General features: G+C 40.3%; 24 protein-coding genes. 3 read left to right on the top strand and 21 right to left on the bottom strand.

The genetic code is table 11. The features are described 5' to 3' along the window. Positions 1–34 precede the first annotated feature (34 nt). Positions 35–625: a DUF4412 domain-containing protein gene (locus KCG35_RS15685; RefSeq protein ID WP_215820737.1), complete on the bottom strand. Its 591-nt coding sequence runs from the start codon at positions 623–625 to the stop codon at positions 35–37. A 452-nt stretch (positions 626–1,077) separates the two neighbouring features. On the opposite strand from KCG35_RS15685, the gene KCG35_RS15680 reads away from it, so the two are divergent. From KCG35_RS15680 to KCG35_RS15670, 3 genes are all read left to right on the top strand, one after another. Then, positions 1,078–1,296, top strand: coding sequence for a YgdI/YgdR family lipoprotein (locus KCG35_RS15680; RefSeq protein WP_215820736.1), 219 nt, complete (start codon positions 1,078–1,080; stop codon positions 1,294–1,296). 352 nt (positions 1,297–1,648) lie between these two features. Beyond that, positions 1,649–2,440, top strand: coding sequence for a DUF817 domain-containing protein (locus tag KCG35_RS15675; protein WP_215820735.1), 792 nt, complete (start codon positions 1,649–1,651; stop codon positions 2,438–2,440). A 494-nt stretch (positions 2,441–2,934) separates the two neighbouring features. Then, positions 2,935–3,297 carry a DUF5329 family protein gene (locus KCG35_RS15670; protein ID WP_215820734.1) on the top strand — a complete coding sequence of 121 codons (363 nt, stop codon included), beginning with the start codon at positions 2,935–2,937 and terminating at the stop codon, positions 3,295–3,297. 173 nt (positions 3,298–3,470) lie between these two features. Here the strand turns inward: KCG35_RS15670 and KCG35_RS15665 are convergent, their stop codons facing one another. The 20 genes from KCG35_RS15665 to KCG35_RS15570 all read right to left on the bottom strand — a co-directional run bounded on the left by KCG35_RS15665 (position 3,471) and on the right by KCG35_RS15570 (position 21,905). Beyond that, positions 3,471–3,743 carry a DUF6471 domain-containing protein gene (locus tag KCG35_RS15665; RefSeq protein WP_215820733.1) on the bottom strand — a complete coding sequence of 91 codons (273 nt, stop codon included), beginning with the start codon at positions 3,741–3,743 and terminating at the stop codon, positions 3,471–3,473. A 3-nt stretch (positions 3,744–3,746) separates the two neighbouring features. Next, complete coding sequence (locus KCG35_RS15660; RefSeq protein WP_215820732.1) at positions 3,747–4,625, bottom strand: aldolase/citrate lyase family protein; 879 nt, start codon at positions 4,623–4,625, stop codon at positions 3,747–3,749. Next, a complete protein-coding gene (locus tag KCG35_RS15655; protein WP_215820731.1) occupies positions 4,622–5,731 on the bottom strand; it encodes a cysteine protease StiP family protein in 1,110 nt (369 codons plus the stop codon). Before KCG35_RS15655 ends, KCG35_RS15660 begins: the two co-directional genes overlap by 4 nt. 14 nt (positions 5,732–5,745) lie before the next feature. Then, entirely contained in the window at positions 5,746–6,492 is a 747-nt protein-coding gene (locus tag KCG35_RS15650) for an HAD family hydrolase (protein WP_215820730.1), read from the bottom strand. After that, positions 6,492–7,628 (bottom strand): phosphoribosyltransferase domain-containing protein, encoded by a 1,137-nt coding sequence (locus KCG35_RS15645; protein WP_215820729.1) that lies wholly within the window; start codon positions 7,626–7,628, stop codon positions 6,492–6,494. Before KCG35_RS15645 ends, KCG35_RS15650 begins: the two co-directional genes overlap by 1 nt. Before the next feature lie 84 nt (positions 7,629–7,712). Beyond that, positions 7,713–8,291, bottom strand: coding sequence for a TerD family protein (locus KCG35_RS15640; protein ID WP_215820728.1), 579 nt, complete (start codon positions 8,289–8,291; stop codon positions 7,713–7,715). A 51-nt stretch (positions 8,292–8,342) separates the two neighbouring features. Next, a complete protein-coding gene (locus KCG35_RS15635) occupies positions 8,343–8,915 on the bottom strand; it encodes a TerD family protein (protein WP_215820727.1) in 573 nt (190 codons plus the stop codon). 38 nt (positions 8,916–8,953) lie between these two features. Beyond that, entirely contained in the window at positions 8,954–9,982 is a 1,029-nt protein-coding gene (locus KCG35_RS15630) for a TerC/Alx family metal homeostasis membrane protein (RefSeq protein WP_215820726.1), read from the bottom strand. A 25-nt stretch (positions 9,983–10,007) separates the two neighbouring features. After that, positions 10,008–10,466, bottom strand: coding sequence for a tellurite resistance TerB family protein (locus KCG35_RS15625; protein WP_215820725.1), 459 nt, complete (start codon positions 10,464–10,466; stop codon positions 10,008–10,010). Between the two features lie 11 nt (positions 10,467–10,477). Further along, on the bottom strand, positions 10,478–11,575 hold the full coding sequence (locus KCG35_RS15620) for a TerD family protein (RefSeq protein WP_215820724.1): 1,098 nt from the start codon (positions 11,573–11,575) through the stop codon (positions 10,478–10,480). A gap of 25 nt (positions 11,576–11,600) precedes the next feature. Further along, entirely contained in the window at positions 11,601–12,209 is a 609-nt protein-coding gene (locus tag KCG35_RS15615; RefSeq protein ID WP_215820723.1) for a TerD family protein, read from the bottom strand. Between the two features lie 368 nt (positions 12,210–12,577). Further along, a complete protein-coding gene (locus tag KCG35_RS15610) occupies positions 12,578–13,795 on the bottom strand; it encodes an O-succinylhomoserine sulfhydrylase (protein ID WP_215820722.1) in 1,218 nt (405 codons plus the stop codon). Between the two features lie 44 nt (positions 13,796–13,839). Beyond that, positions 13,840–15,351, bottom strand: a complete 1,512-nt coding sequence (gene purF / locus KCG35_RS15605) for an amidophosphoribosyltransferase (protein WP_215820721.1) — start codon at positions 15,349–15,351, stop codon at positions 13,840–13,842. 85 nt (positions 15,352–15,436) lie between these two features. Then, on the bottom strand, positions 15,437–15,961 hold the full coding sequence (locus KCG35_RS15600) for a CvpA family protein (RefSeq protein WP_230409206.1): 525 nt from the start codon (positions 15,959–15,961) through the stop codon (positions 15,437–15,439). 73 nt (positions 15,962–16,034) lie between these two features. Further along, the gene (locus tag KCG35_RS15595) at positions 16,035–16,721 is read right to left on the bottom strand and encodes an SPOR domain-containing protein (protein WP_215820720.1); all 687 of its coding nucleotides are present in this window, start codon (positions 16,719–16,721) and stop codon (positions 16,035–16,037) included. 170 nt (positions 16,722–16,891) lie between these two features. Then, a complete protein-coding gene (folC, locus tag KCG35_RS15590; protein ID WP_215820719.1) occupies positions 16,892–18,163 on the bottom strand; it encodes a bifunctional tetrahydrofolate synthase/dihydrofolate synthase in 1,272 nt (423 codons plus the stop codon). Then, positions 18,153–19,199, bottom strand: a complete 1,047-nt coding sequence (accD, locus tag KCG35_RS15585; protein ID WP_215820718.1) for an acetyl-CoA carboxylase, carboxyltransferase subunit beta — start codon at positions 19,197–19,199, stop codon at positions 18,153–18,155. Before accD ends, folC begins: the two co-directional genes overlap by 11 nt. Positions 19,200–19,250: 51 nt before the next feature. After that, positions 19,251–20,054: a tryptophan synthase subunit alpha gene (trpA, locus tag KCG35_RS15580; protein WP_215820717.1), complete on the bottom strand. Its 804-nt coding sequence runs from the start codon at positions 20,052–20,054 to the stop codon at positions 19,251–19,253. A gap of 14 nt (positions 20,055–20,068) precedes the next feature. Beyond that, positions 20,069–21,289, bottom strand: coding sequence for a tryptophan synthase subunit beta (trpB, locus tag KCG35_RS15575; RefSeq protein WP_215820716.1), 1,221 nt, complete (start codon positions 21,287–21,289; stop codon positions 20,069–20,071). Beyond that, positions 21,282–21,905, bottom strand: coding sequence for a phosphoribosylanthranilate isomerase (locus KCG35_RS15570; protein ID WP_215820715.1), 624 nt, complete (start codon positions 21,903–21,905; stop codon positions 21,282–21,284). The genes trpB and KCG35_RS15570 overlap by 8 nt, the downstream gene beginning before the upstream one ends. Positions 21,906–21,951: the final 46 nt, after the last annotated feature.

Here is a 21,951-nt window from a genome sequence, read left to right as displayed (position 1 = left end):
GTGCTTTAGAAAATGGCTTTTATAAAGGTAGAGTTTATATGCGATTGCCCTGCTTGAAACCTTGTGGTATCTCAAACAAACTTGAAGGTTGTCTTTCGATCTTAAGATCATGTAATGTAATCAAAGCTCTAGATTGTCCATGAATAGCATTTTCCTTTTTTTCAATTTTCAAAGGAATCCCATTTGCAGAAACCCATAGGTAACCCAGTAAATGTTCTTCAGTTGAAAGTGCTTTATATTTTACCGTCTTAATGCCATTAATCGTTTCATTCCCTACATGCTTTAACGTTGACTTGTCAAAATACCGCTTGTAGGCAAAGCTTGTAGCATTGTTGATATCGATTTCCTGGAATGTTTTATTCTTTGGATTTAATAACCAGGCAACATGCTTATCAGGGCGAACAATGGTGATCATGTTCAGTGTACCCATTTTGGTTTCTGTACGCTCCTTATTACCAGACACATACACTTTACTCACTATTTCCCCTGCAAATGGCCCAGAATCTGATTTAATGGTCTGGGTTGCACTGTACTCTTGTTTGAGTATATCTGTTGAAAATGATGCAATAGGTAATAACACAATCATGGCAGAAAAAAAATATTTCCAGAAATTCTTCCTTGTCATTTAGAACTCACCATTAACTTAGTTATTGTGGTTTTTACCATAGTCTATAAACCCATAGTGAAAGTTATATGGATTAAAAATCTCTGTTTTGACATAAATATAACCATGACGAAGGGTTTTTAGGGGCGGCCGTCAAGTGATGAAGCCCCAGGAGCTTATATTAATAAGTGACTGGGGTGAAGAACGCTGACAACAAACCCTAAAAATGATTCGTGAAGGGTATATGTAAACAAACAGAAACCTTTGGTATAGAAGTGCTTTAGCTTCGCTTAATTTCAATGAAAGCTGAAAGTAAAAACCCAAACCAATGTTCCATTTAGTTTAATATTTTTCATTGCGTTGTAATAACAATAATGTTGCGATAATATTTTATGCTCAAAGATTAGATTTTTGAAACTTTCCCATTTTCAACACAGCGTTTACTTTAACCATAAAGCAATGAGGAAAACGGAATGAGACAAATTCTACTTGCATCCTGTCTTATTGGATTATTAGCGGGTTGCGCATCGCCACAAGTGATAAAAATGAAGGATGGCTCATCTGTCACAACACCTGATGAGGTTATGTTTAATGAGGAAACTGGTTTTTACGAATATGAAGATGTTGATGGTCGTCTTCGTACAATAAATAAAGATGAAATCGTAACCATTGATAACGTATATGAAGATTAAAACCACCTCCGGCTATGCCGGAGATTTCATTATACGTTTTCAGTGTTAAAAATCACCCTATTACCCATAACGACGTCCCTGTTAAAATTTCTTTTTCTTCCGCTAAGATGAACAACAAAGTCCTTGTGTCTTATAGGTATAAACATCATTCACAAAGCGTATAACTGCGAAATTGTGCATAAAAACGATGTGTAAAATATACCAAAGCGGCTGAACTGGCTTCAGTTAACGAATAGCCATCCAAGAAATCCACTATAATCGGCAAGCTTAAGATTCAGCCCATGCTCACCCTTTATAGGTCACATTGAATCAAAGAAGCAATATTCTTTAGTCGTTAACACCTGATGAAGTTATGCCGTTTAAAAAAATCATTAACGAACTCTGGCTTTTTGGCTTAAAGCAAGCCTATGCCAGTATATTTGGTGGGTTCCTGTTATTTACAATGATTGTAACAAGTTACTGGTACCCGTTGGAAAATCTACACCGCTATGACTTTATTTTTATTTCAGCCATCATATTTCAACTTCTACTGTTAATAACCAAACTGGAGACACTTCGAGAATCATTTGTCATTATCGTTTTCCATATTGTAGCAACTGTTATGGAACTATTTAAAACATCAGATGCGATTCAGTCATGGTCATACCCTGAAGAATATCTCTTTGGTATTGGCAACGTACCATTATTCACAGGATTTATGTATAGTGCTGTCGGCAGCTACCTCGCCCGTGTTTGGCGTATCTTTGAGTTTGAATATTCACATTATCCCTCAAAAAAAGCCACTGGAATATTGGTAACACTAATTTACATAAACTTTTTTTCTCACCATTATATATGGGATGTTAGGTGGCTTTTACTTGGGTTAACGATATTTTTATTTTATCGTATAAAGATTTATTTCAAAATTATCAAAACGCACCGTCAAATGCCTCTTGTATTTGGTTGGTTTTTAGTTGCTTTATTTATATGGTTTGCTGAAAACATTGCTACTTTTACAAATATATGGCTATATCCTAATCAATCAGCTGAATGGCAAATGGTTTCGATTTCAAAACTGAGTTCATGGTACTTACTCATGTTAATAAGTTTCGTATTAGTTTCACTGATCAATGACGTCAGAATACGGCAAACAAACGACTTGTAATGCTTAAATCAGGAAAAGCCTGTTAAGGTTTGCTAAGCTATCAGCAACATACCCACAACAAAGGATTTTTAGTGGAGCTAGTCAGATCAAAACTAGCAATAACAACAATCGTTGTTTTAAAAGCGCCGGCTGGGCTGTCAACTACTACTGACCGTCCTGCCTCTTTTATTAGTACTACCAAGTACGGAACATACCTATTTAATAAAGCCTAAAAATTAAATAGCATTCCGCCTTTCATAAAGACAAAAATACCGATACCAACAATTTTTAAAACCTATCAAATAGCCATTAACAATTCATCGAGTAAACAATATACATGACAACTTTAAAAATACTTTTTAACAAAAAACATTTATTCTTTAATAAGTGTTAACCTCTAAAAACCCAACCAATACAATATCACTTAATAAATAAGAAGATATACTAACTATTGAGTAAATAACTTTAATTCAAACCCAAATTAAAACCATATTCAAGTCATCGATGACATTTGCATGAAACGCTCAATTATAGTAACTCTAATTACGTTATTTTATGGAAGTTTGGCTATAGCCAACATAATGCCAAAAACCAAGCAAGAAATAGCACATTTATTAAATTATGTTAAAAAAACCTCATGTAAATATGAAAGAAATGGTAAAATATTTACTGGTACTCAGGCTGCCGAGCATATTCAAAATAAATATAATCACTTCAAAAGCAAAATAAGGATCACTGAAGACTTTATACGTTATAGTGCAACCAAGAGTACACTTTCAGGTAAGTTCTATCATGTCCATTGTCAAGGAGAGATCGTTAAAAACAGTGCTTTCTGGTTACAACAGGAGTTAAATAACTACCGACACAATACCCATTAATAAGCATTACTAGCCCAACACATTATGTAAAAGGTACTGGGACCTTCATTTTGGGCAAGAGAAATTTTTAGGGTGAAAGGCTTGCTATCAACGGGACTTAGCCCCGTACCCTGAGTTCAAATCCTTATCACAAACCAGCTACTGAAAGTAGATGGTTGTTTAGTTTGAAAACTTTACTCTGTGACTTCAATTACGACTCTTTCCAAATCAACTTGACTAGGTAAAGGCTCTTCCATAGCAAAAAAAATAGCAATGAGTAATGATGCCGAAAAGTTACCTCGATTAACTCTATTAGCTAGATTATTAGGTTCAATATCAATATTAGTTTTCTGTTTGATAAGTTCCGCCAATTCACGAAAAGTAAGCTTGTTTTTTTGTCTTGCTTGTTGCACCAAGGCAGCACATACTTTATTCCATACAGACTTATTTCCCAGTGACTTTTTCATCAATCATTTTCTCCCATCAATAGACAGTACTTTTTTTGCCCAATTGATATGGGTTGATGGTTCACACATTTGTCCAGCTTCTTTAAAAACAGCTTTATCTTGGTGCAATATAATTTTTTTCGCTAAATCAATTTCGTCATTTTTAAATGATAAAATTTCTTGAATCAGCGGGACTTGAATGGGATGAATAGCTGTTTTATTGTGAAAACCATAAGCTCGATCAAGCATCAGTTCTTTTTTGAGAAGAGGTAAGTTTTCATCATCAATATATTCAAATACAGGTGCAGATAGTTGATAACCAAAAGGCCTAAATGCTGTAATGCAGTTATCGATAGCAATCCTTACTGGTGTTTCATAAATAGTGACATAATCAGGTCGCTTAATATTTAACAGGTTGAGTAAATCATTACCTCCTATACGAAAACAGGGAATTCCTACAGAGAAAGTATCAATTATTTTTCGTAACCGAATGAGTTCTTGGTTATCAAATGCTACTTCAGTTTCAATCGTTGGCATTAAATAAAACTTGTCTTTACCCGAGTCCTCAATCGCTTCCTTGTATTCATATACATTACTGTGGTCTATTTTAGGTATCACAAATCCCTTAATTTGCCCGATGGTTTCTAAGGATAATAAGTTGGATAATACCTGCGGGGATCGAGCACGAATAAACAAATTGGTTCTGATCTGCGGAAAACTCATCAGCAATTTGTCAATGTTTTTCAAAGCACTCTCTATTTGATGCTCCGAAATCGCATCCTCAGTACAAAGCACGACAGATCCTGCTTGAGTTGTCGTTAAGCGCTGTGCCAGATCAGGCATGATGGCTGGCATATATAGGGTTGCCCCTAACCTGTAATACAGTTGCTCAGCATGTTTCATGAGTGATTCCTTGTTAAATCTTTTATTAGCGCTAATGCATTGAATGGCATTGTGGCATCAATCTCAACTCTTATTTGCTTTTCTTTGGCTAAAATAAGTAAGTGTTCAACATCTTCTAACTGGCTACTCTTTAACATTAATAGGTCTGGAATTCGACGCAACATTACCCGAGTTGCTTCAGCAATACCGGGTTTAACCTTATTAATATCTTCAATCCTCTGGGCTTTCATTACTTTGGCCAAATAGCTGAGCACCACTTGACGCTTTTGTTCTCGAGCTTGCTGGTTCAGTAGGTTAGGTATAGCCAGTGATGAGAGGTTCACCTGTGCCATTTCACTGGTAATTTCGTCAATAAACCAGTTACTTAAATCATCCTGTTGTAGGTCTCTATAAGTGACACATTGATGAAAACCTGATATTTCTGGGTTACGAATTGTTCTTGACACCAAACCAGAAACTGTACTATTTAAAATACCTGAAGGAATCACATAATCTTCATGAGTTGCGACATAGTGTGCTGTATATCCAATATCTGATACGACACATAGTTTATCACTTAATTGAAAGCTAGGGTTTTGCTCATTCCAGTGATGAATGGACTCTTTTAATTCACGGGTAATTGCCCCTTTAGCAGTCCAACCATCAACAAAAACAACAGATTCAGCACTCACATTAATCGCTTTTAAATAGCGTAAAGCGACTTCGTCAATACCCTTTCCACGAATAATTGAAATAGAATAATGTGAGGCAGCCACATCACCTAATATGTGTAAGGCACGTTTTAGTAAAATACCAATGGGTGTGCCTGCACGCGCTAATGAAACCAAGGTGATTGTCATGCCTTTTTGCTGCCTGAGTATCTGTGCCAACTGAAGTAACTCTGTTGCGAGCCGTTTTTTATATTTGGCAGTTAACTTATAAAATACATCAAGGTAAGCTTTACTTGGTGCTTGCTCAATTGACACCATTTGAGAGTAATGAACACCTGCTTGTAACCGTTGCTCTTTCTCGTCTACCGTTAAAAGCTCTACATCAACGGCCTCTTGCAATAGAAATAGACAATCTTCGGGGTGATAGCTACCTGTCAATAATGGTTGATGCTTCATCTTAACCTCTTTGTTTACTCATCAAACGCGCTATCACTGATCTGACTACACTTTGGTACTAATAAATAATCACATGCCTTCATAAAACCCAAGTCGCTTAGACTATCTCCAGCGCCTACAAATAGCGTGTGGCTGTCTATGGCTTGATATTTTTGTTTAAGAAAAGTTACTGCATTGGCTTTTGAGGCATAAGGAGGTAGCAAGGCCATGTTACTTCCATTTATATGTACCAAGGTTTCTTGATGACTGTTCACAGCATTCACAACAGGTGCTAACTGTGAGAGAAAGTCCTCAATCTTATTTTGTTTATTATCTACCTTTATACTGACGTAACAGCTTACATTAAAGTCTTCAATCACTTTTACTCTTAGTGGTAACTTATGTTCAGATATTATTAACTGTACATCCTTTGCCCATTCAGCTAACTGCACCCGCCACGTTGACAATTCGGGGCTGATTTGTTGATACCAGGCTTCATCTAACATATGGTTACTATTTAATACCAACGCACCATGATTGATAATAATCTCATGCTTAAAGTCTAATTTAGTTCGACACAACGCTGCATAGTTGCGTCCAGTGACAGGAATTAACACCCCACCATTGAACAAATTTAATAATTTATGCTGTTGTTCTGTATAAAAAGAGATTACTTTCCCTTCTCTATTAACAGCACCTGGATACAGATTATCGCTTGCTGAACATTTACGCTCTGTTTGTATAACTGTATCGTCAATGTCTGTAAAAACAACATATGACATTATCTCACCTCAGTTGCATCTTTAATGATAGGAATACAGTTAATTTTTCGTGCTAAACCACAATGCTGATACTGCGCATATGTTTCATAAGCAATTATCGTAATACGCTCCTTAGGACGGTTATAAATATAATTTTCATAATTATTTTCAACGCTAAATACTTCTTTATGGAGAATCCCATCTCCTTCTAAAATTGGCGAGCGAGTTGTTGATTGAAATAACACATCAAAACCAGCCTTTTCCATTTTTTCTGCCAGTTTATATGGCTGATACAAAAACTCACCATACCCTAGCACGGTATATTGATCAGCCTTAGTTAAACTCTCAATAGTAAACACTTCTCCCGTAATGGTATAAAAGTGATTATTACTGTGGTTAAAGTCTATACCTGTTCGTATATCTGCTAGCACCGCTTGAGAGGATATGGACAACTGTGTTTTAGAGGGTAACTGACTGCTGTACATCGAACGAGGCGTAAATTGGAAATGACCAGCAACGAGACAGACAAACTCTACTGTCACGCCAAGCAGTTGCTGTTGTATTTCTAACTTACGTTGCTCAGAAAGCCAACTCACTAAACTTACCCAAACAATTTTTTTTAATCCTTCCGTGTAACCAATTAAATGTTCAGCCAATTGCAATAAGGTGTTACCTGTTGTTATTTCATCATCAACCAATACGGCTGTTTGAGCCTGTTTTAGTTGAAACTGATTGGTTGGCTGATAAATAATGTGTGCAGGGGCGTGACTATGACTTTCATCAATACTAAAAATAATAGGTGTATTAGCTAAATGATAACGCGTAGTATGGGTATACAACACATCATGACCACACTGAAATAATGTCTCAGCAACACCAGCGCCAAGTCCTGTAGCCGTTTCTGCCAACCCTACTACTACACATGGCCCTGCTTCAAGCTGAACCTGTTCAGCTAACGCAGTGTAAACGCATGACATTACTGAAGGCTGACAAGGTATATGTTTACCTAATACTTTTGAAATGAAAAGATAACCACGCTTGGGATTTTGTCGAGACCCAAATGTCAATAGATCAAACAGTGCATATTGTTGACTACTGAGCTGATGATTAACCGTGAATGCTAACGAGCCTGACTGAATTTCAACGATTTTTTCCATAGGAGGGAAACAACTTCTAAGGAGAGGAGGCAGGCAGCCACAACCGCCTACCTGATACTAAAAAATTCAAATGTTCCTGTGCAATTAGCCGACACTAACGCCGTATTGGGTTGCCATTGACTTCAAACCACCACTAAAGCCTTGACCTACTGCACGAAATTTCCACTCTCCACCATGGCGATATAATTCACCAAATAGCATAGCTGTTTCGATTGAGTAATCTTCACTTAGATCATAACGAACCACTTCTTCGTTGTTCGCTTCATTAACTATACGAATAAATGCATTCGATACCTGGCCAAAATTTTGATTTCTTGACTCTGCATCGTGAATAGTGACACCAATAACAATTTTTTGAATATCGGCAGGAATTTTAGCTAAATCAACTTTCACCGACTCATCGTCACCTTCACCTTCACCTGTTCGGTTGTCACCCATGTGCTCAACCGAACCACACTGGCTTTTTAGTTGATTATAGAAAATAAAATCTGCATCACTACGCACTTTGCCTGCTTCATTAATCATAAAAATTGAAGCATCTAAGTCAAAGTCAGAGCCATCCGTTGCACGTGCATCCCAACCTAAACCAATGACCGCATTAGTCATACCAGGTGCGGTTTTTTCTAAGCTAACATTACCACCTTTCTGTAATGAAACACCCATTATTTCTCTCCTATCTTTTTATTGGTACTAAGCATTGGATACGCTGTTTTATTACGCTAATCCATAAGTTTGTAAAAATGCACCTAAACCACCAGCAAAACCGTCGCCTTTCGCAACAAAACGCCAATCACCGTCTTTTTTGTATATTTCACCAAAGATCAGTGATGTTTCTGTCGAATAATCTTCAGTCAAATCATAGCGTACAACTTCTTGCTGGTTATCATCATTTAAAATACGAATAAATGCATTTTCAATGAGACCAAAGTTTTGATTTCTAGATTCTGCATCATGAATAGTAACAACAATCACTAGCTTCTCAACCTCAGCAGGGATAGAGGTTAAATTGACCTTAATGACCTCATCATCACCTTCCCCTGCACCAGTGAGGTTGTCACCCATATGCTGAATAGAACCACAGGCAGATTTGGTGTTATTGTAAAAAACAAAACCACCCTCACCAATCCCTTTACCTTGGCTATTCACCATCAGCAATGATGCATCAAGGTCAAAGGCAGAACCATCTGTTGCACGGATATCCCAACCAACCCCTACATGCATTTTGCTCAAGCCTGGCGCTTCTTTTGCCAGATTAACACGTCCACCTTTTTCTAAGCTAATTGCCATGTTCTGTTTTCCTTACAAGTAATAATAAAATGAGGATATTAAACTACGTCAGCTTCATTTGAGTCTTGTGCTTCTTTTTTAGGAAACACAATGGAAGCAAGTACCCCTAAAGCAATAGTGCCCAACACTACGAACAAGCTCATACTATGAGAAATGTTTAAGCCGACTCCCCAAACATGTTCAGCAGCCTGCGCACACAATTTAAATGCGATAAAGAATAAAACAATTGCAACCGCTTTTTCTAAGTGACATAAGTACTTAGCAGCTACGGCTAACATAAAGTACAAGTTACGTAAGCCAAGAATAGCAAAAATAACGGCCGCATAAACTAAGAAAGGCTCTTCAGTCACTGCAATAATTGCTGGCACTGAGTCAAATGAAAAAACAATATCACTAATTTCTATACACATTAAACAAAGAAATAAAGGCGTAGCATAAAAAGCAGCTTTGCCCACTACTTGCAAACCTGAATCTGCTGCTTTCAGCTTTTCAACGTTGGCATGTTTAACAAAGAATTGGTTTCCATTTAAGCGTGGCAATACAGGGACTACCTTTTTAGTCCAACGCACTGACCAGTGATTAGAATAGTCCTCTACTTCATCATCACCGCCTCCTTTCAACATCAAGACAGCAGTCCAGGCGACTATTAATCCAAAGATAAACTCAACCCAAACACTTAAGCCAAATAAAGAGGTTCCCACGGAAATAAAAATTGCTCTAAATAACAAAGCACCAATGATGCCATAATATAAGACACGATGCTGTAAGGCACCTTTAATCCCAAATGAAGCAAAAATGGCAATAAAAACCATCATATTGTCAATAGATAAGGTTTTTTCCAGCACATAACCGGTTAAGAATAAATCTGCCCATTTAGCATCATAGCGTAGATACAAATAAGCATAAAATGCTATGGCAAGTGACACCCAAAACACGGACCACACTAGCGCATCTTTAAATTTAATTTCAGTAGAATTTCGGTGACTAAATAAGTCACACCAAACGGAAGCAATGACGACAACAAACAGCACAATCACAGCTTCCAATGGAAAACCAAATGATTCCATAGTTTACTTCCTAGCCTTGGAAAAATTACAACTCAAACTCGGCGGGATTTAGCCCTAACTCTACTGCTATTTTCTTAGCTACAGATTTTTCATTATCATCAAAGTCACCATCGGAAGATGCAATAGCAATAATGAGTCGCATAACTGTACGACAAGCTACTTCATTGCTTCTCAACTTATTTAATGCTTCAAAAGCTTTCGACTCACCGATATCTTTATCAAATTCAAGGTTATTAATATGATCAGTAAATGATGACACAACCTCAGTAGTTTTAAACACTTTGAGTGCTTCATTACTCTCAATAAATTTGATCATTTTTTGTTTTTCTTCAGCTTGAATTGTTCCATCAGCTAAAGCAATTAATGCAGCACCACCTGTTGCAGCATTTAAGAAGTTTTTACTTTTAAACTTCATTACATCATCTTTTAATTCGTTAGCTTTTTCTTTTAATGAGTTTAAAAAGTTACTAAATCCACCTGCCATAATACCATCCTCTATTCTGGGTTTTCTTGCTGTGAATACCAAGGAAGTTGCCACCCATAAGCTTGATCCATTGCCACTAGCGAATCAAAAAACTCTACCAAGGGTGTTAGTTTATATTGCTGTTCCACTCGCTCTATCATTGCAACAGCACATAACGGCTGGTCACAACGATAGGAATTAATGTTTATTTTATCTAAGTTGTTAAAATCTATACTGGCACCCAATTTATTCCATTGGCTTAAGCCTTCCAGAATAAAGCAGTAAACTAATACACGATAAGATTTATGCCAGTATTGTGTATTTAACTGCAATTGCTGTATCCGTTGATCCTCATTACTAATTGCTTGAATATAAGGCACACCATAATAAGAACCACGCGCTTCACCATAGGATTGTACTAGCCCTCGCTGACCGTTTCTTAACTCATAAAACGCACCTATTCGCATGTCGTTAACAGGTCCAAAGTCAAGCACATTATTGATTGGGTCATGTGGGTTTAGCTGATTTTCCCAACTCAAGGTAATCAGTAAGTCATCCTCAGTAATTGTATTTAAAATAGGGTTAGTATGCTGCTCTGCTGCTGTAAATGGCTGTTTAGAAACCACAGGCTGGGCGGCTTTTTGAGTACGTTGATGAGCATTTTCCGCGGTTTGTCCCAAGGCGATATTATACTGTTTTTCTAGCTGGGCTATACCTTCATTAAACCCCTGACAAACCGACCTTACCTTCCATTTATCCTGGTGACGATAAAGTTCTGACACAATTAACAGGGATTCACTACGGTTGACTAATTCAGCTTTCACCTCAAATAACGGTTGATCTGCAAGAGTATCTGTATATAAGACCGTTAATTGACCAACTGTTGATGCTAAGCTTTGGTCGCTATAAGCAATAAACTTTACCTTGTTGACATGGTCAGCTAATTCAAAAGGCTGAACTAACCACGTCACTTCATTGCTCTGATTGATACCTGAACATTGGCCATGAATGATCTGCTGTTGTTCATCAAATACTAAGCATAACCATTTAACACCTAAACAACCCTCAACACGAAGGGTTATAATAGGGTTTTCTAGTTTGGTATTTTGCCCAGGTATCAAATACTGCATGCCAACCAACCTTAATTGTTAAAGGTTAAATATAAGAGCGAGCAACTGTTATAATTGTTTGCTCTAATCCTTGGTCCTTAGTTGGCTCACCTACAGCCTTGAACTTCCAATCTCCATCTTTTTTATACAAAATGCCTAATACCATTGTAACTGAGCCTGAAAAAGAAGGGTCATTTGCAATGTCATACGTAGCCAAAATATTATTTACCCTTGAAGGAGTACCTTCATATAAGCGAATAGAGGCAAATGGAATGGCTGCAAAGTCTTGCTTGCGGAATGAATTAAGTACAACTGCTACAGCAGAAACCTCATGTGGTACTTGTTGCAGGCTAATGGTAACGACTTCATTATCTAATCCATCATCGCCATCCATGTCTCCGGTTAAGTCATCGCCACTATGATGAATTGAGCCACACTTGCTTCTGAGCTGCCCAAAATACACAACATCAACAGGTTCCTTCTTGTCATTGTACAATCCTACACTGGCATCCAGATCAACAGGCACTTTTTTAGTACCAAAAAAACCTTTCTTTTCTATAGCCCCCCAGTTAACGCCTACACAAATTTGTTGCAGGCTTTTACCCGCCTCTTTTTCAAGGCTAATTCGCTGACCTTTAGTTAATGAAATTGCCATATAGACTCCTAGCCCTAGTCGATGATCATACAATAATATGAATTTCTCACTTTGACATACCCCCTATAGCAAGTCAATAACTATGACTGATTGGAAAGTGGTCGCGTCGTAAAGTTTCAGGTTTTGTCGCAAAAAAATTTTAGCTCAAGCTAGGGGCGTTTTGAGGATGGCTCTGTGCCTATGATATGTTAAATTTTCATTACAATGTCGAAATAATTTGAATCTTGTTTAGTGCTAGTTTAGTGCTATATGTGGTTAATAGAGCTGAAACTATAAAGAGGTGGAAGGGAAGACCTTTATCACTTGCAGATCAACTGATAAAAAAGTAGAGCGTAAATATGATGCTCTACTTTTTTTAAAGGTAACGTTTATTTAATGGCATCAATGCCGCGCTGCATATCAGTTATTAAATCATTGATATCTTCCAATCCCACAGCAACCCGTATTAAATTATCACTAATACCTGCTTGAACTTTCTCTTCAGCAGATAAGCGACAGTGTGTGGTGGTTGCAGGATGGGTGATAGTTGTTTTGGCATCACCTAAATTTGCCGTAAGCGATACCACACGCGTAGCATCAATAAAGTTCCAGGCTTGTTCCTGCCCACCTTTTACTCTAAATGCTAATACACCACCAAACTTCTTCTGCTGTTTCTTAGCCAACGTATGCTGTGGATGGGATTCCAAGCCAGCATAAAAAACCTGTTCTATTTCAGGTTGAGCATCCAGCCATTGAGCAAGGGCTAAAGCATTATCACAGTGGGCATTCATACGTAGTGAAAGCGTTTCCAACCCTTTAAGGAAAACCCAGGCATTAAAGGGACTCATTGAGGGACCAGCAGCCCGCATATAAATATGGACCTCTTCTAATAATTTAGCAGGGCCAACAACAACCCCCCCCATACAACGTCCCTGACCGTCCAAAAATTTGGTGGCAGAATGCACAACGATATCCGCGCCTAATTTGAGTGGTTGCTGAATAATCGGTGTACAAAAACAGTTATCCACGACCAACAGACAATCATTGGCTTTAGCAAGCTGACTTAATGCTGCAAGATCAGCCACTTCACTTAAAGGGTTTGAGGGGGTTTCCAAAAACAACATTTTGGTTTCTGGCTTGATTGCTTCTTGCCAACGGGGTAAATCCGTTAAAGCAACAAAATCTGTGGTTACACCAAACCGTGCTAAATATTTACTGAAAATAGTGGTGGTCGTACCAAAGACACTCCGTGAGCAAACGACATGATCACCTGCTTTTAACAGTGACATACACACACTTAATATGGCAGCCATACCCGAAGCTGTTGCCACTGCCCTTTCCCCCTCCTCCAGTGCCGCCATGCGTGTCTCAAACATATGCACTGTTGGGTTGGTATAGCGAGAATAGACATTGCCTGGAATATCACCTGCAAAACATGCTGCAGCCTCTGCAGCTGAGTTGAAAACATAACTTGATGTTGTATAAATAGGCTCCGCGTGCTCCATTTCTGGACTGCGTTGATGGCCCATGCGAATGGCTTGTGTAGCAAGTTCAGTTGCAGAATAATCGAATTGGTAACGCTCACCTAAATAATCATATTTACTCATGGCTATTTCCACTTATCCACTACACACAACAAACGACTTAATATTTAAGCATCATTATGTAAATCAATAACAGTATTTTCCGCTACTTTTTTCTCTTTAGCGGCATCACTTCGTTGTTGACGTAACTGTTCTAAATAATCTGCCGTAATATTACCCGCTATATATTGACCATCAAAAACTGAACATTCAAATCCATCAAAGGTAGCACCTGACCCTTCTGCCACAGCATGTTGTAAATCTGTCAAATCCTGATAAACCAACCAGTCTGCCCCAATAATTTCAGCCACCTCTTGTTCAGTCCGATTAAAAGCGATTAACTCATGAGCAGAAGGCATATCAATACCATACACATTGGGGAAGCGTATAGCAGGTGCTGCAGAGCAGAAATACACTTTAGCGGCACCGGCATCACGAGCCATTTCAATAATTTGCTTACAGGTCGTACCACGGACAATAGAATCATCCACTAGCAACACATTCTTACCCTTAAACTCCAAATCAATCGCATTGAGTTTTTGTCGTACTGACTTTTTACGCTCTTGTTGTCCCGGCATAATAAATGTACGGCCAATATAGCGATTTTTTATGAAACCTTCTCGATATTTAACACCAAGACGGTTGGCCATCTGTAAGGCAGATGTACGGCTGGTATCGGGTATAGGGATAACAACATCGATGTCATGATCTGGATAGGTTTTAAGAATTTTTTCTGCCAGTTTTTCTCCCATTTTTAAGCGCGCTTTATAAACTGAGCTACCATCAATGATTGAGTCGGGACGTGCAAAATAAACATACTCAAAAATGCAAGGCGTCAATTGAGGCGATTCAGCACATTGCATCTGATGCAGCTCACCTTCTGCAGTAATATAGATCGCCTCCCCTGGCGCAACATCCGCTACCAGATCAAAACCTAAAACATCCAGCGCAACACTTTCAGAAGCTAGCATGTATTCATAGCCACTTGGTGTTTGCCGACGACCATACACCAGGGGACGTATGCCATGGGGATCTCTAAAACCAACAATGCCATGACCCACCAGCATAGCTACTACAGCATAGCCACCTTCACACCGATGATGTACTTGTTTGATCGCTGCAAAAATATCAGCAGGCTCTGGTGTCAGTTTATTCAGCTTTTGCAATTCATGAGCAAAAACATTCAGTAAAATTTCTGAATCAGAGTGGGTATTGATATGACGAAGGTCGGCTTTAAATAAATGTTCTTTTATCTGGTCTGCATTGGTCAGATTGCCATTATGCGCCAGCGTTATTCCATAAGGTGAATTGACATAGAATGGTTGAGCTTCGGCTGAACTTGAGCTTCCTGCAGTGGGATAACGAACATGACCTATACCAATATTACCCACCAGCCGCTGCATATGTCTGGTTCGGAAAACATCTCGAACTAAACCATTATCCTTACGTAAAAAAAAACGGTGATCTGAACATGTCACGATCCCCGCCGCGTCTTGTCCCCGATGTTGTAACACTGTCAATGCATCATAAAGCGCTTGATTGATGTTACGCTTGGCCACCATGCCTACTATCCCACACATGCAGCTACCTCATCAGTTCTGAATGATCAAACTATAGTTTATAATTTCTAGGTCAGAACCTGTTAGAGGCTCTGTTATTGCAAAGCTAAGTGGTTTTTTGCTTAAGACTTACCTGGTCCAGCACTGGTTGAAGCCAGGTCATCAAGGTATCCATAGACCAGTCAGCCATTTCTTTAAAATAAGGGATTAACTGAGATTGTTGCCACCAGGGGTCTTGTTCAACAGGTGCAAAACCAACAATACCCACAAGCAATACCACGACAACAACACCACGAGCCGCACCAAAAAGCATGCCTAGTACACGATCAGTACCTGTCAGTCCTGTTGCTTTGACAAGCTCAGCTAACAGCTTGGTTATCAACCCTCCCACGACTAAGGTAACCAAAAACAGTACACTACAGGCGAGAATTTTTTGAACTGAAGGTGTCGCAACATAATCACTGAAGATATGCGCAAGACTGCCACCGAAGGTCCAGGCAATTATAACTGCCGCCACCCAAACAACCAGTGACAATGCTTCTTGCAAAAAGCCACGTGATAAGCTGATAAGGCTGGAAATCGCAATAATGCCAACAACTAACCAATCCACCCAAGTAAACATCACGGCCATAAAAATATTCACTTCATTGTGTCAGGAAATTGGCGGGCATTGTAACAGATGGTAGCCAAGCGCCCAAGCTTGGCTAAGGGGTATACCTCACAATGATTCCGTCTAACTGCCACTTTTCTTGTAGTGCTTGCACAACAGGTTGCAGTTGTTTTTTCGTAAAACGAGGCCCAACAAAAACGCGTGTTACCAAGCCATGCTTACTACTGGGTAATTTTTGACTATAAGCTTTATAACCTTCTGTCTGTAGTTTTTTCACCAGTGAGTCAGCATTATTACCATCTGCAAATGTGCCTACTTGAACCGTCCAACTGATAGGCAAGCCATTTTTATCCAGGCTAGGTTTATCTTTCTTATCAGCCTGATGATGTACTACTTCCGTTTTAGGTTGATCAAGGGCACTTTGCTCAACCGCTTGTGGCTGAGCACTTTGGTGCTGTTCTGAAGATGAGTCTTCTGACGAGACGTTATCTGTATCTAATTCAGCTAATGGTTTCGACATTTCTTCTGAAACAGGCGCTTCCTGAACCTCATTAACATGCTCAGGATTTGGATTAATTGCGGCTAATTCTTTCTTTGCTTGAGCCCTGGCCTCATCAACAAAATTAGGCTCAGCAATAGCGGGTGGTGGTGGTGGTAGCTCAGCACTCACATGCTCATAGGTCGTCTTTTCATCAAAAAGCCAAGGCAAAAAAATAGCGGCAAACGCCACTAAAACGATGGCACCAACAACACGTTGTTTTAAACCATCATCAATAAACATGAAGATTCCTCGTACTTAAGCCTATTGTACGACGCCAACAGTACACTTAAACCAGATAAAGATTATGCATGATTAAACTTTATTCTGTCATGCTGGCTATTTGATTGTTAATTTTCTACACGACTTACAATGTATTTCTTTTGACAGTTTTTTTCAGCTAAAGATGCATACTAAAGTGCAAGTGCATCCATCGCTGCAGCTACAGTATAAAAAGACCCCATCACTAAAATACGCTCACCCGTAGATGAATGCTCAATAGCGCTCATTAAGGCATCAGCAACAGTTGGTTTTTGCTGTATACGATAGTGCAACTGCATTTCACCCGCTAACTCTGAACAAGGTTTAGCTCGGGGTAAGTCAGGAATAGTACTGATCCACCAGCTATCAACCATAGAAGAGAATGGCTCAACAACACCCAAGCTATCCTTATCAGCCATAATAGCTAATACTGCCTGCATCTTAGTAGGAGATAACTGTTGTAACTGACAACTCAAATTTTCAGCAGCATGAGGATTATGAGCAACATCTAAAATCAACTCAATCGGCTCACCTTGCGAGTTACGCCATGGTATCCGTTGAAAACGACCAGGTATTGTTGTCTCCCGTAAAGCAACACAAAGTGCTTCATGATCTAGAATAAAGGGCGATAGAACCAGCGCTTGTAAAACGTTAACTGCATTGACCATCGTTAACTGTGGTGGTGGCAATGATGACCAGTTAATAGGCTGACCATCAGCGCCAATCCCCGCAAAAGTCCAATGGTTTGCCTGCCTCGTCACATGATAGTCTTGCGCTCGACAATATAGATGTGTCCCCAGATTTTCCGCTTTTGCCAAAATACTATGAGGAACAGGCACCTCTCCACAAACCGCCCACTGCTCTGAGCGAAATATGCCCGCTTTTTCAGCAGCAATGACTTCAGGATCAGAACCTAACCAAGCTTCATGGTCTACACCAATGGATGTGATTATTGCCACATCTGCATCAATGATATTGACAGCATCAAGCCGTCCACCTAAGCCAACTTCAAGCACCACTGCATCCAGTGCTTGCTGAGCAAACAACCATAATGCGGCTAAGGTACCAAACTCAAAGTAAGTTAGAGAAATATCACCTCGTGCTTGATCAATCGCAGTAAAGGCCTTGCAAAAATCTTGATCACTGGCGGGCTGTTGGTTAATAACAACCCGCTCATTGTAACGACGTAAGTGTGGTGATGTATAAACCCCCACTTTATAGCCATTATGTTGCAGTATGCTATTAAGTAAGGCAACGGTACTGCCTTTACCATTAGTACCAGCGACAGTAAAAACCCAAGGTGCAGGCTTACCAAGTGCTAACCTTTGCCAAACAGCCTGAACCCGGTCAAGCCCCAAATCAATCTCTTGGGTATGTAAAGACTCCTGCCAATGTAGCCAATCCTCAAGACAGCTAAACTTCATCTTTCTTTACTGACTCCGGCTTAGGCTCAGCAGACTCAGCTGCATCATCTGTTAGATAAGATTCTGTTGTAGAGACCGACACCCCTTCAACTTCTTCACTTTCTGGAGCATGCTCTTCAGGAGAGTATTCAGTATTTGCAACTGGATCGTTTGTTTCAACTTTTACGTCAGGACGTTCTGCATAGACCAGTTTAGCTATAAGCCCTGAAATACAGTCTCGTAGTTCTGAACGCGGCACAATCATATCAATCGCACCATGCTCAAGTAAAAACTCACTACGTTGGAAACCTTCGGGCAGCTTTTCACGTACTGTTTGCTCAATAACTCGAGGACCTGCAAACCCGATAAGCGCATTAGGCTCAGCAATATTGATATCACCCAGCATGGCAAGACTTGCAGACACTCCACCATAAACAGGATCAGTTAATACTGAGATAAAAGGTAAACCAGCCTCTTTCATTTTTTCCAGCGCTGCACTGGTTTTTGCCATTTGCATCAGTGAAAATAAAGCTTCCTGCATCCGAGCACCACCACTTGCGGCAAAGCAAACCAATGGTAATCGATGTTCAAGACAGATATTCACTGCACGCACAAACTTCTCACCAACAACAGATCCCATAGAGCCTCCCATAAAGGAAAACTCAAAGGCTGCTGCTACTAAGGGGACATCTTTCACTGCCCCCTTCATTACGATAAGCGCATCACGCTCACCAGTTTGTTTTTGCGCTGCACTGAGTCTGTCTTTATATTTCTTACTATCTTTAAATTTAAGACGATCAACAGGCTCTAAATCTGCTGCAATTTCTTCTCGACCATCTAGGTCCAAAAAGTAGTCAAGACGTATACGAGCAGAAATCCGCATATGGTGACCACACTTAGGACAGACATCCAGGTTTCTTCTCGACTCTGGTGCGTAGAGAATGGAATTACACTTTATACATTTCTTCCAAAGCCCTTCAGGAACACTACGACGTTTGCTGCTGTCATCAGGTCGTGAAAGCGATGGCAGAATTTTATCGAGTAGCCAGTTAGCCATGTTTTCTCTCAAAATTGTTGCTAAACAGCGATTAATCGTTCTGGATAATTACTATGAATCCATTGCGTGGCGCATCTCAGCCAAAATAGCTGTCACCTTGGCGAGAGCCACATCTTGGTTTTCTTGTTCTGCACCGATTTGAGACACCAGTGCGCTACCAACCACAACACCATCTGCCAAGGCTGAAATAGCTTGAGCCGATGCGCCGTCTTTAATGCCAAATCCAACCGCAATTGGCAGGGTTGTATGTTGTCGAATTAAATTTAAACGCTCAGCCACATCACTGACATTGAGTGATGCAGCACCTGTCACCCCTTTCAATGATACATAATACAAATAACCACTTGAGGCTTTGGCAATTTGTGCAATTCGTGCGTCTTCTGTCGTGGGTGACAGTAAAAAAATGCTATCAATATGATGTGTATTTAATGCCGTGGACAATAAGTCAGCTTCTTCGGGCGGCAAGTCTACCGTTAAAACCCCATCAACACCAGCTTCGGCAGCAGCAAGGGCAAACGTATCATAGCCCATGTTCTCAATAGGATTTAAATAGCCCATAAGCACAACAGGTGTTAACTGATCGGTTTGACGAAACTCAGCCACCATTGCCAACACTTGCTGGATATTAATGCCATGTCGTAAAGCCCGCTCACAGGCAAGCTGAATAACAGGCCCATCAGCCATTGGGTCAGAAAATGGGATGCCAAGTTCAATAATATCAGCACCCGCCTTAACAAGACCGTGCATTAAGGGTACTGTCATAGAGGGATGACTATCCCCCGCTGTAATATATGGAATTAACGCTTTATGTTGCTTAGCCGACAGTGCAGCAAAACAGTCCTGAATACGACTCATGATAACTCCCCCTATTAAACCTGGACCCCATCAAGCGCTGCGACAGTATGAATATCTTTATCACCCCGCCCTGACAAATTCACCACAATAGTCTGATCAGGCCTCATAGTAGCAGCCAGTTTCTCAGCATAAGCAAGGGCATGACTACTTTCCAACGCAGGAATAATGCCTTCTAATTGTGTCAGCTTATGAAATGCGGCTAGAGCCTCCTCATCAGTAATTGACACATAATTCGCCCGCCCAATATCTTTCAACCAGGCATGCTCAGGACCTACACCAGGATAATCAAGACCAGCAGAAACAGAGTGAGTTTCAATTATCTGTCCATTGTCATCCTGCATTAGGTAGGTTCGATTGCCATGAAGAACACCAGAACGTCCTGCACACAAAGGCGCAGAATGTTTACCCGTAGACAGACCCAAGCCAGCGGCCTCCACGCCATACATAGCGACCTGCTGATTTGCAATAAAGGGATAAAATAAGCCAATCGCGTTAGAGCCGCCCCCCACACAGGCGACTAAAGCATCAGGTAAACGCCCGGTTTGCGCTATACACTGCTGCTTTGCTTCTCGGCCAATAACCGCTTGGAAATCACGTACCATTTGTGGATAAGGGTGAGGACCTGCCACAGTGCCAATAATATAGAAAGTATCATCGACATGGGTGACCCAATGGCGCAACGCTTCATTAAGTGCATCTTTAAGCGTTTTTGAGCCAGACTGAACGGCTTCGACTTCGGCCCCTAACAACTTCATACGGTAAACATTGAGTGATTGGCGCTCAACATCCACCGCCCCCATAAACACCTTACACTCCAGTCCCAACCTGGCAGCCACTGTGGCGGAAGCCACACCATGTTGACCTGCTCCCGTTTCAGCAATGACTTTGGGCTTGCCCATAAATTTCGCTAATAAGGCCTGACCAATTGTGTTATTTACCTTGTGGGCACCTGTATGATTAAGGTCTTCCCGCTTAAGATATATCTGCGCGCCACCTACTGTGCGCGACCATCGTTCAGCATGGTAGAGAGGTGATGGGCGACCAACATAGTAATTAAGGTCACGGTCGAACTCAGCTAAAAAGTCCTTATCCTTTGAAAGCTTCTGATAGGTTTCATTTAGCTCATCTAATGCCGCCATTAATGTTTCAGATACAAAGCGGCCACCGTATTTACCAAAATGGCCACTGGCATCTGGTAAACTTTTTAAAACTTCCTCGGTTATATGCTCAGACACTGGCAACCTCTCTCACAAAAGCCAGAATTTTTTGATGGTCTTTAACACCCTTACTTATCTCAACACCACCACTTACATCCACCGCAAATGGGTGAAGCGTTTGGATGGCTTGCCGGACATTTTCTGGTGTCAGTCCCCCGGCCATGATCAACGGCTGCCCCAAGTCATTAGGAATAGCCTGCCAATCAAAGCATGTGCCTGTACCTCCAGGTACTCCAGGCTGATAACTATCCAGTAAAATACCACAAGCTGTTTTATACTGCCCGATCACCGCGTTAATATCCATACCTGGCTGCACGCGAACTGCCTTTATATAGGGACGTTTGAACTGTTCACAGAATTCTGCAGATTCATTGCCATGAAACTGCAGCAAGCCAAGCGGGATCGCCTCTAAATGTTGCCAAACACACTCTGCAGAAGCATCAACAAATAAACCTGTCACGGTTACAAAACCAGGCACCTTGCTAACAATAACCTGCGCCTGGGCAATTGAAACGGCTCTAGGACTTTTCGGGTAAAAGACTAAACCAATTGCATCAACCCCTGCTGCTACAGCAAAGGCAGCATCACCAGGCTGAGTTATTCCACAAATTTTTATTCTTGTTCTTGGCTTCACCCTTATGCCCTTTTTTATGCCACTGTTAAAAATACAAAAACAGATA

The sequence above is a fragment of the Zooshikella harenae genome (assembly GCF_018837975.1).
Classification (GTDB): Bacteria; Pseudomonadota; Gammaproteobacteria; order Pseudomonadales; family Zooshikellaceae; genus Zooshikella; species Zooshikella harenae.
The sequence above is the reverse complement of the archived record's forward strand: the minus strand, read 5'-3'. Positions and strand labels throughout refer to the sequence as shown.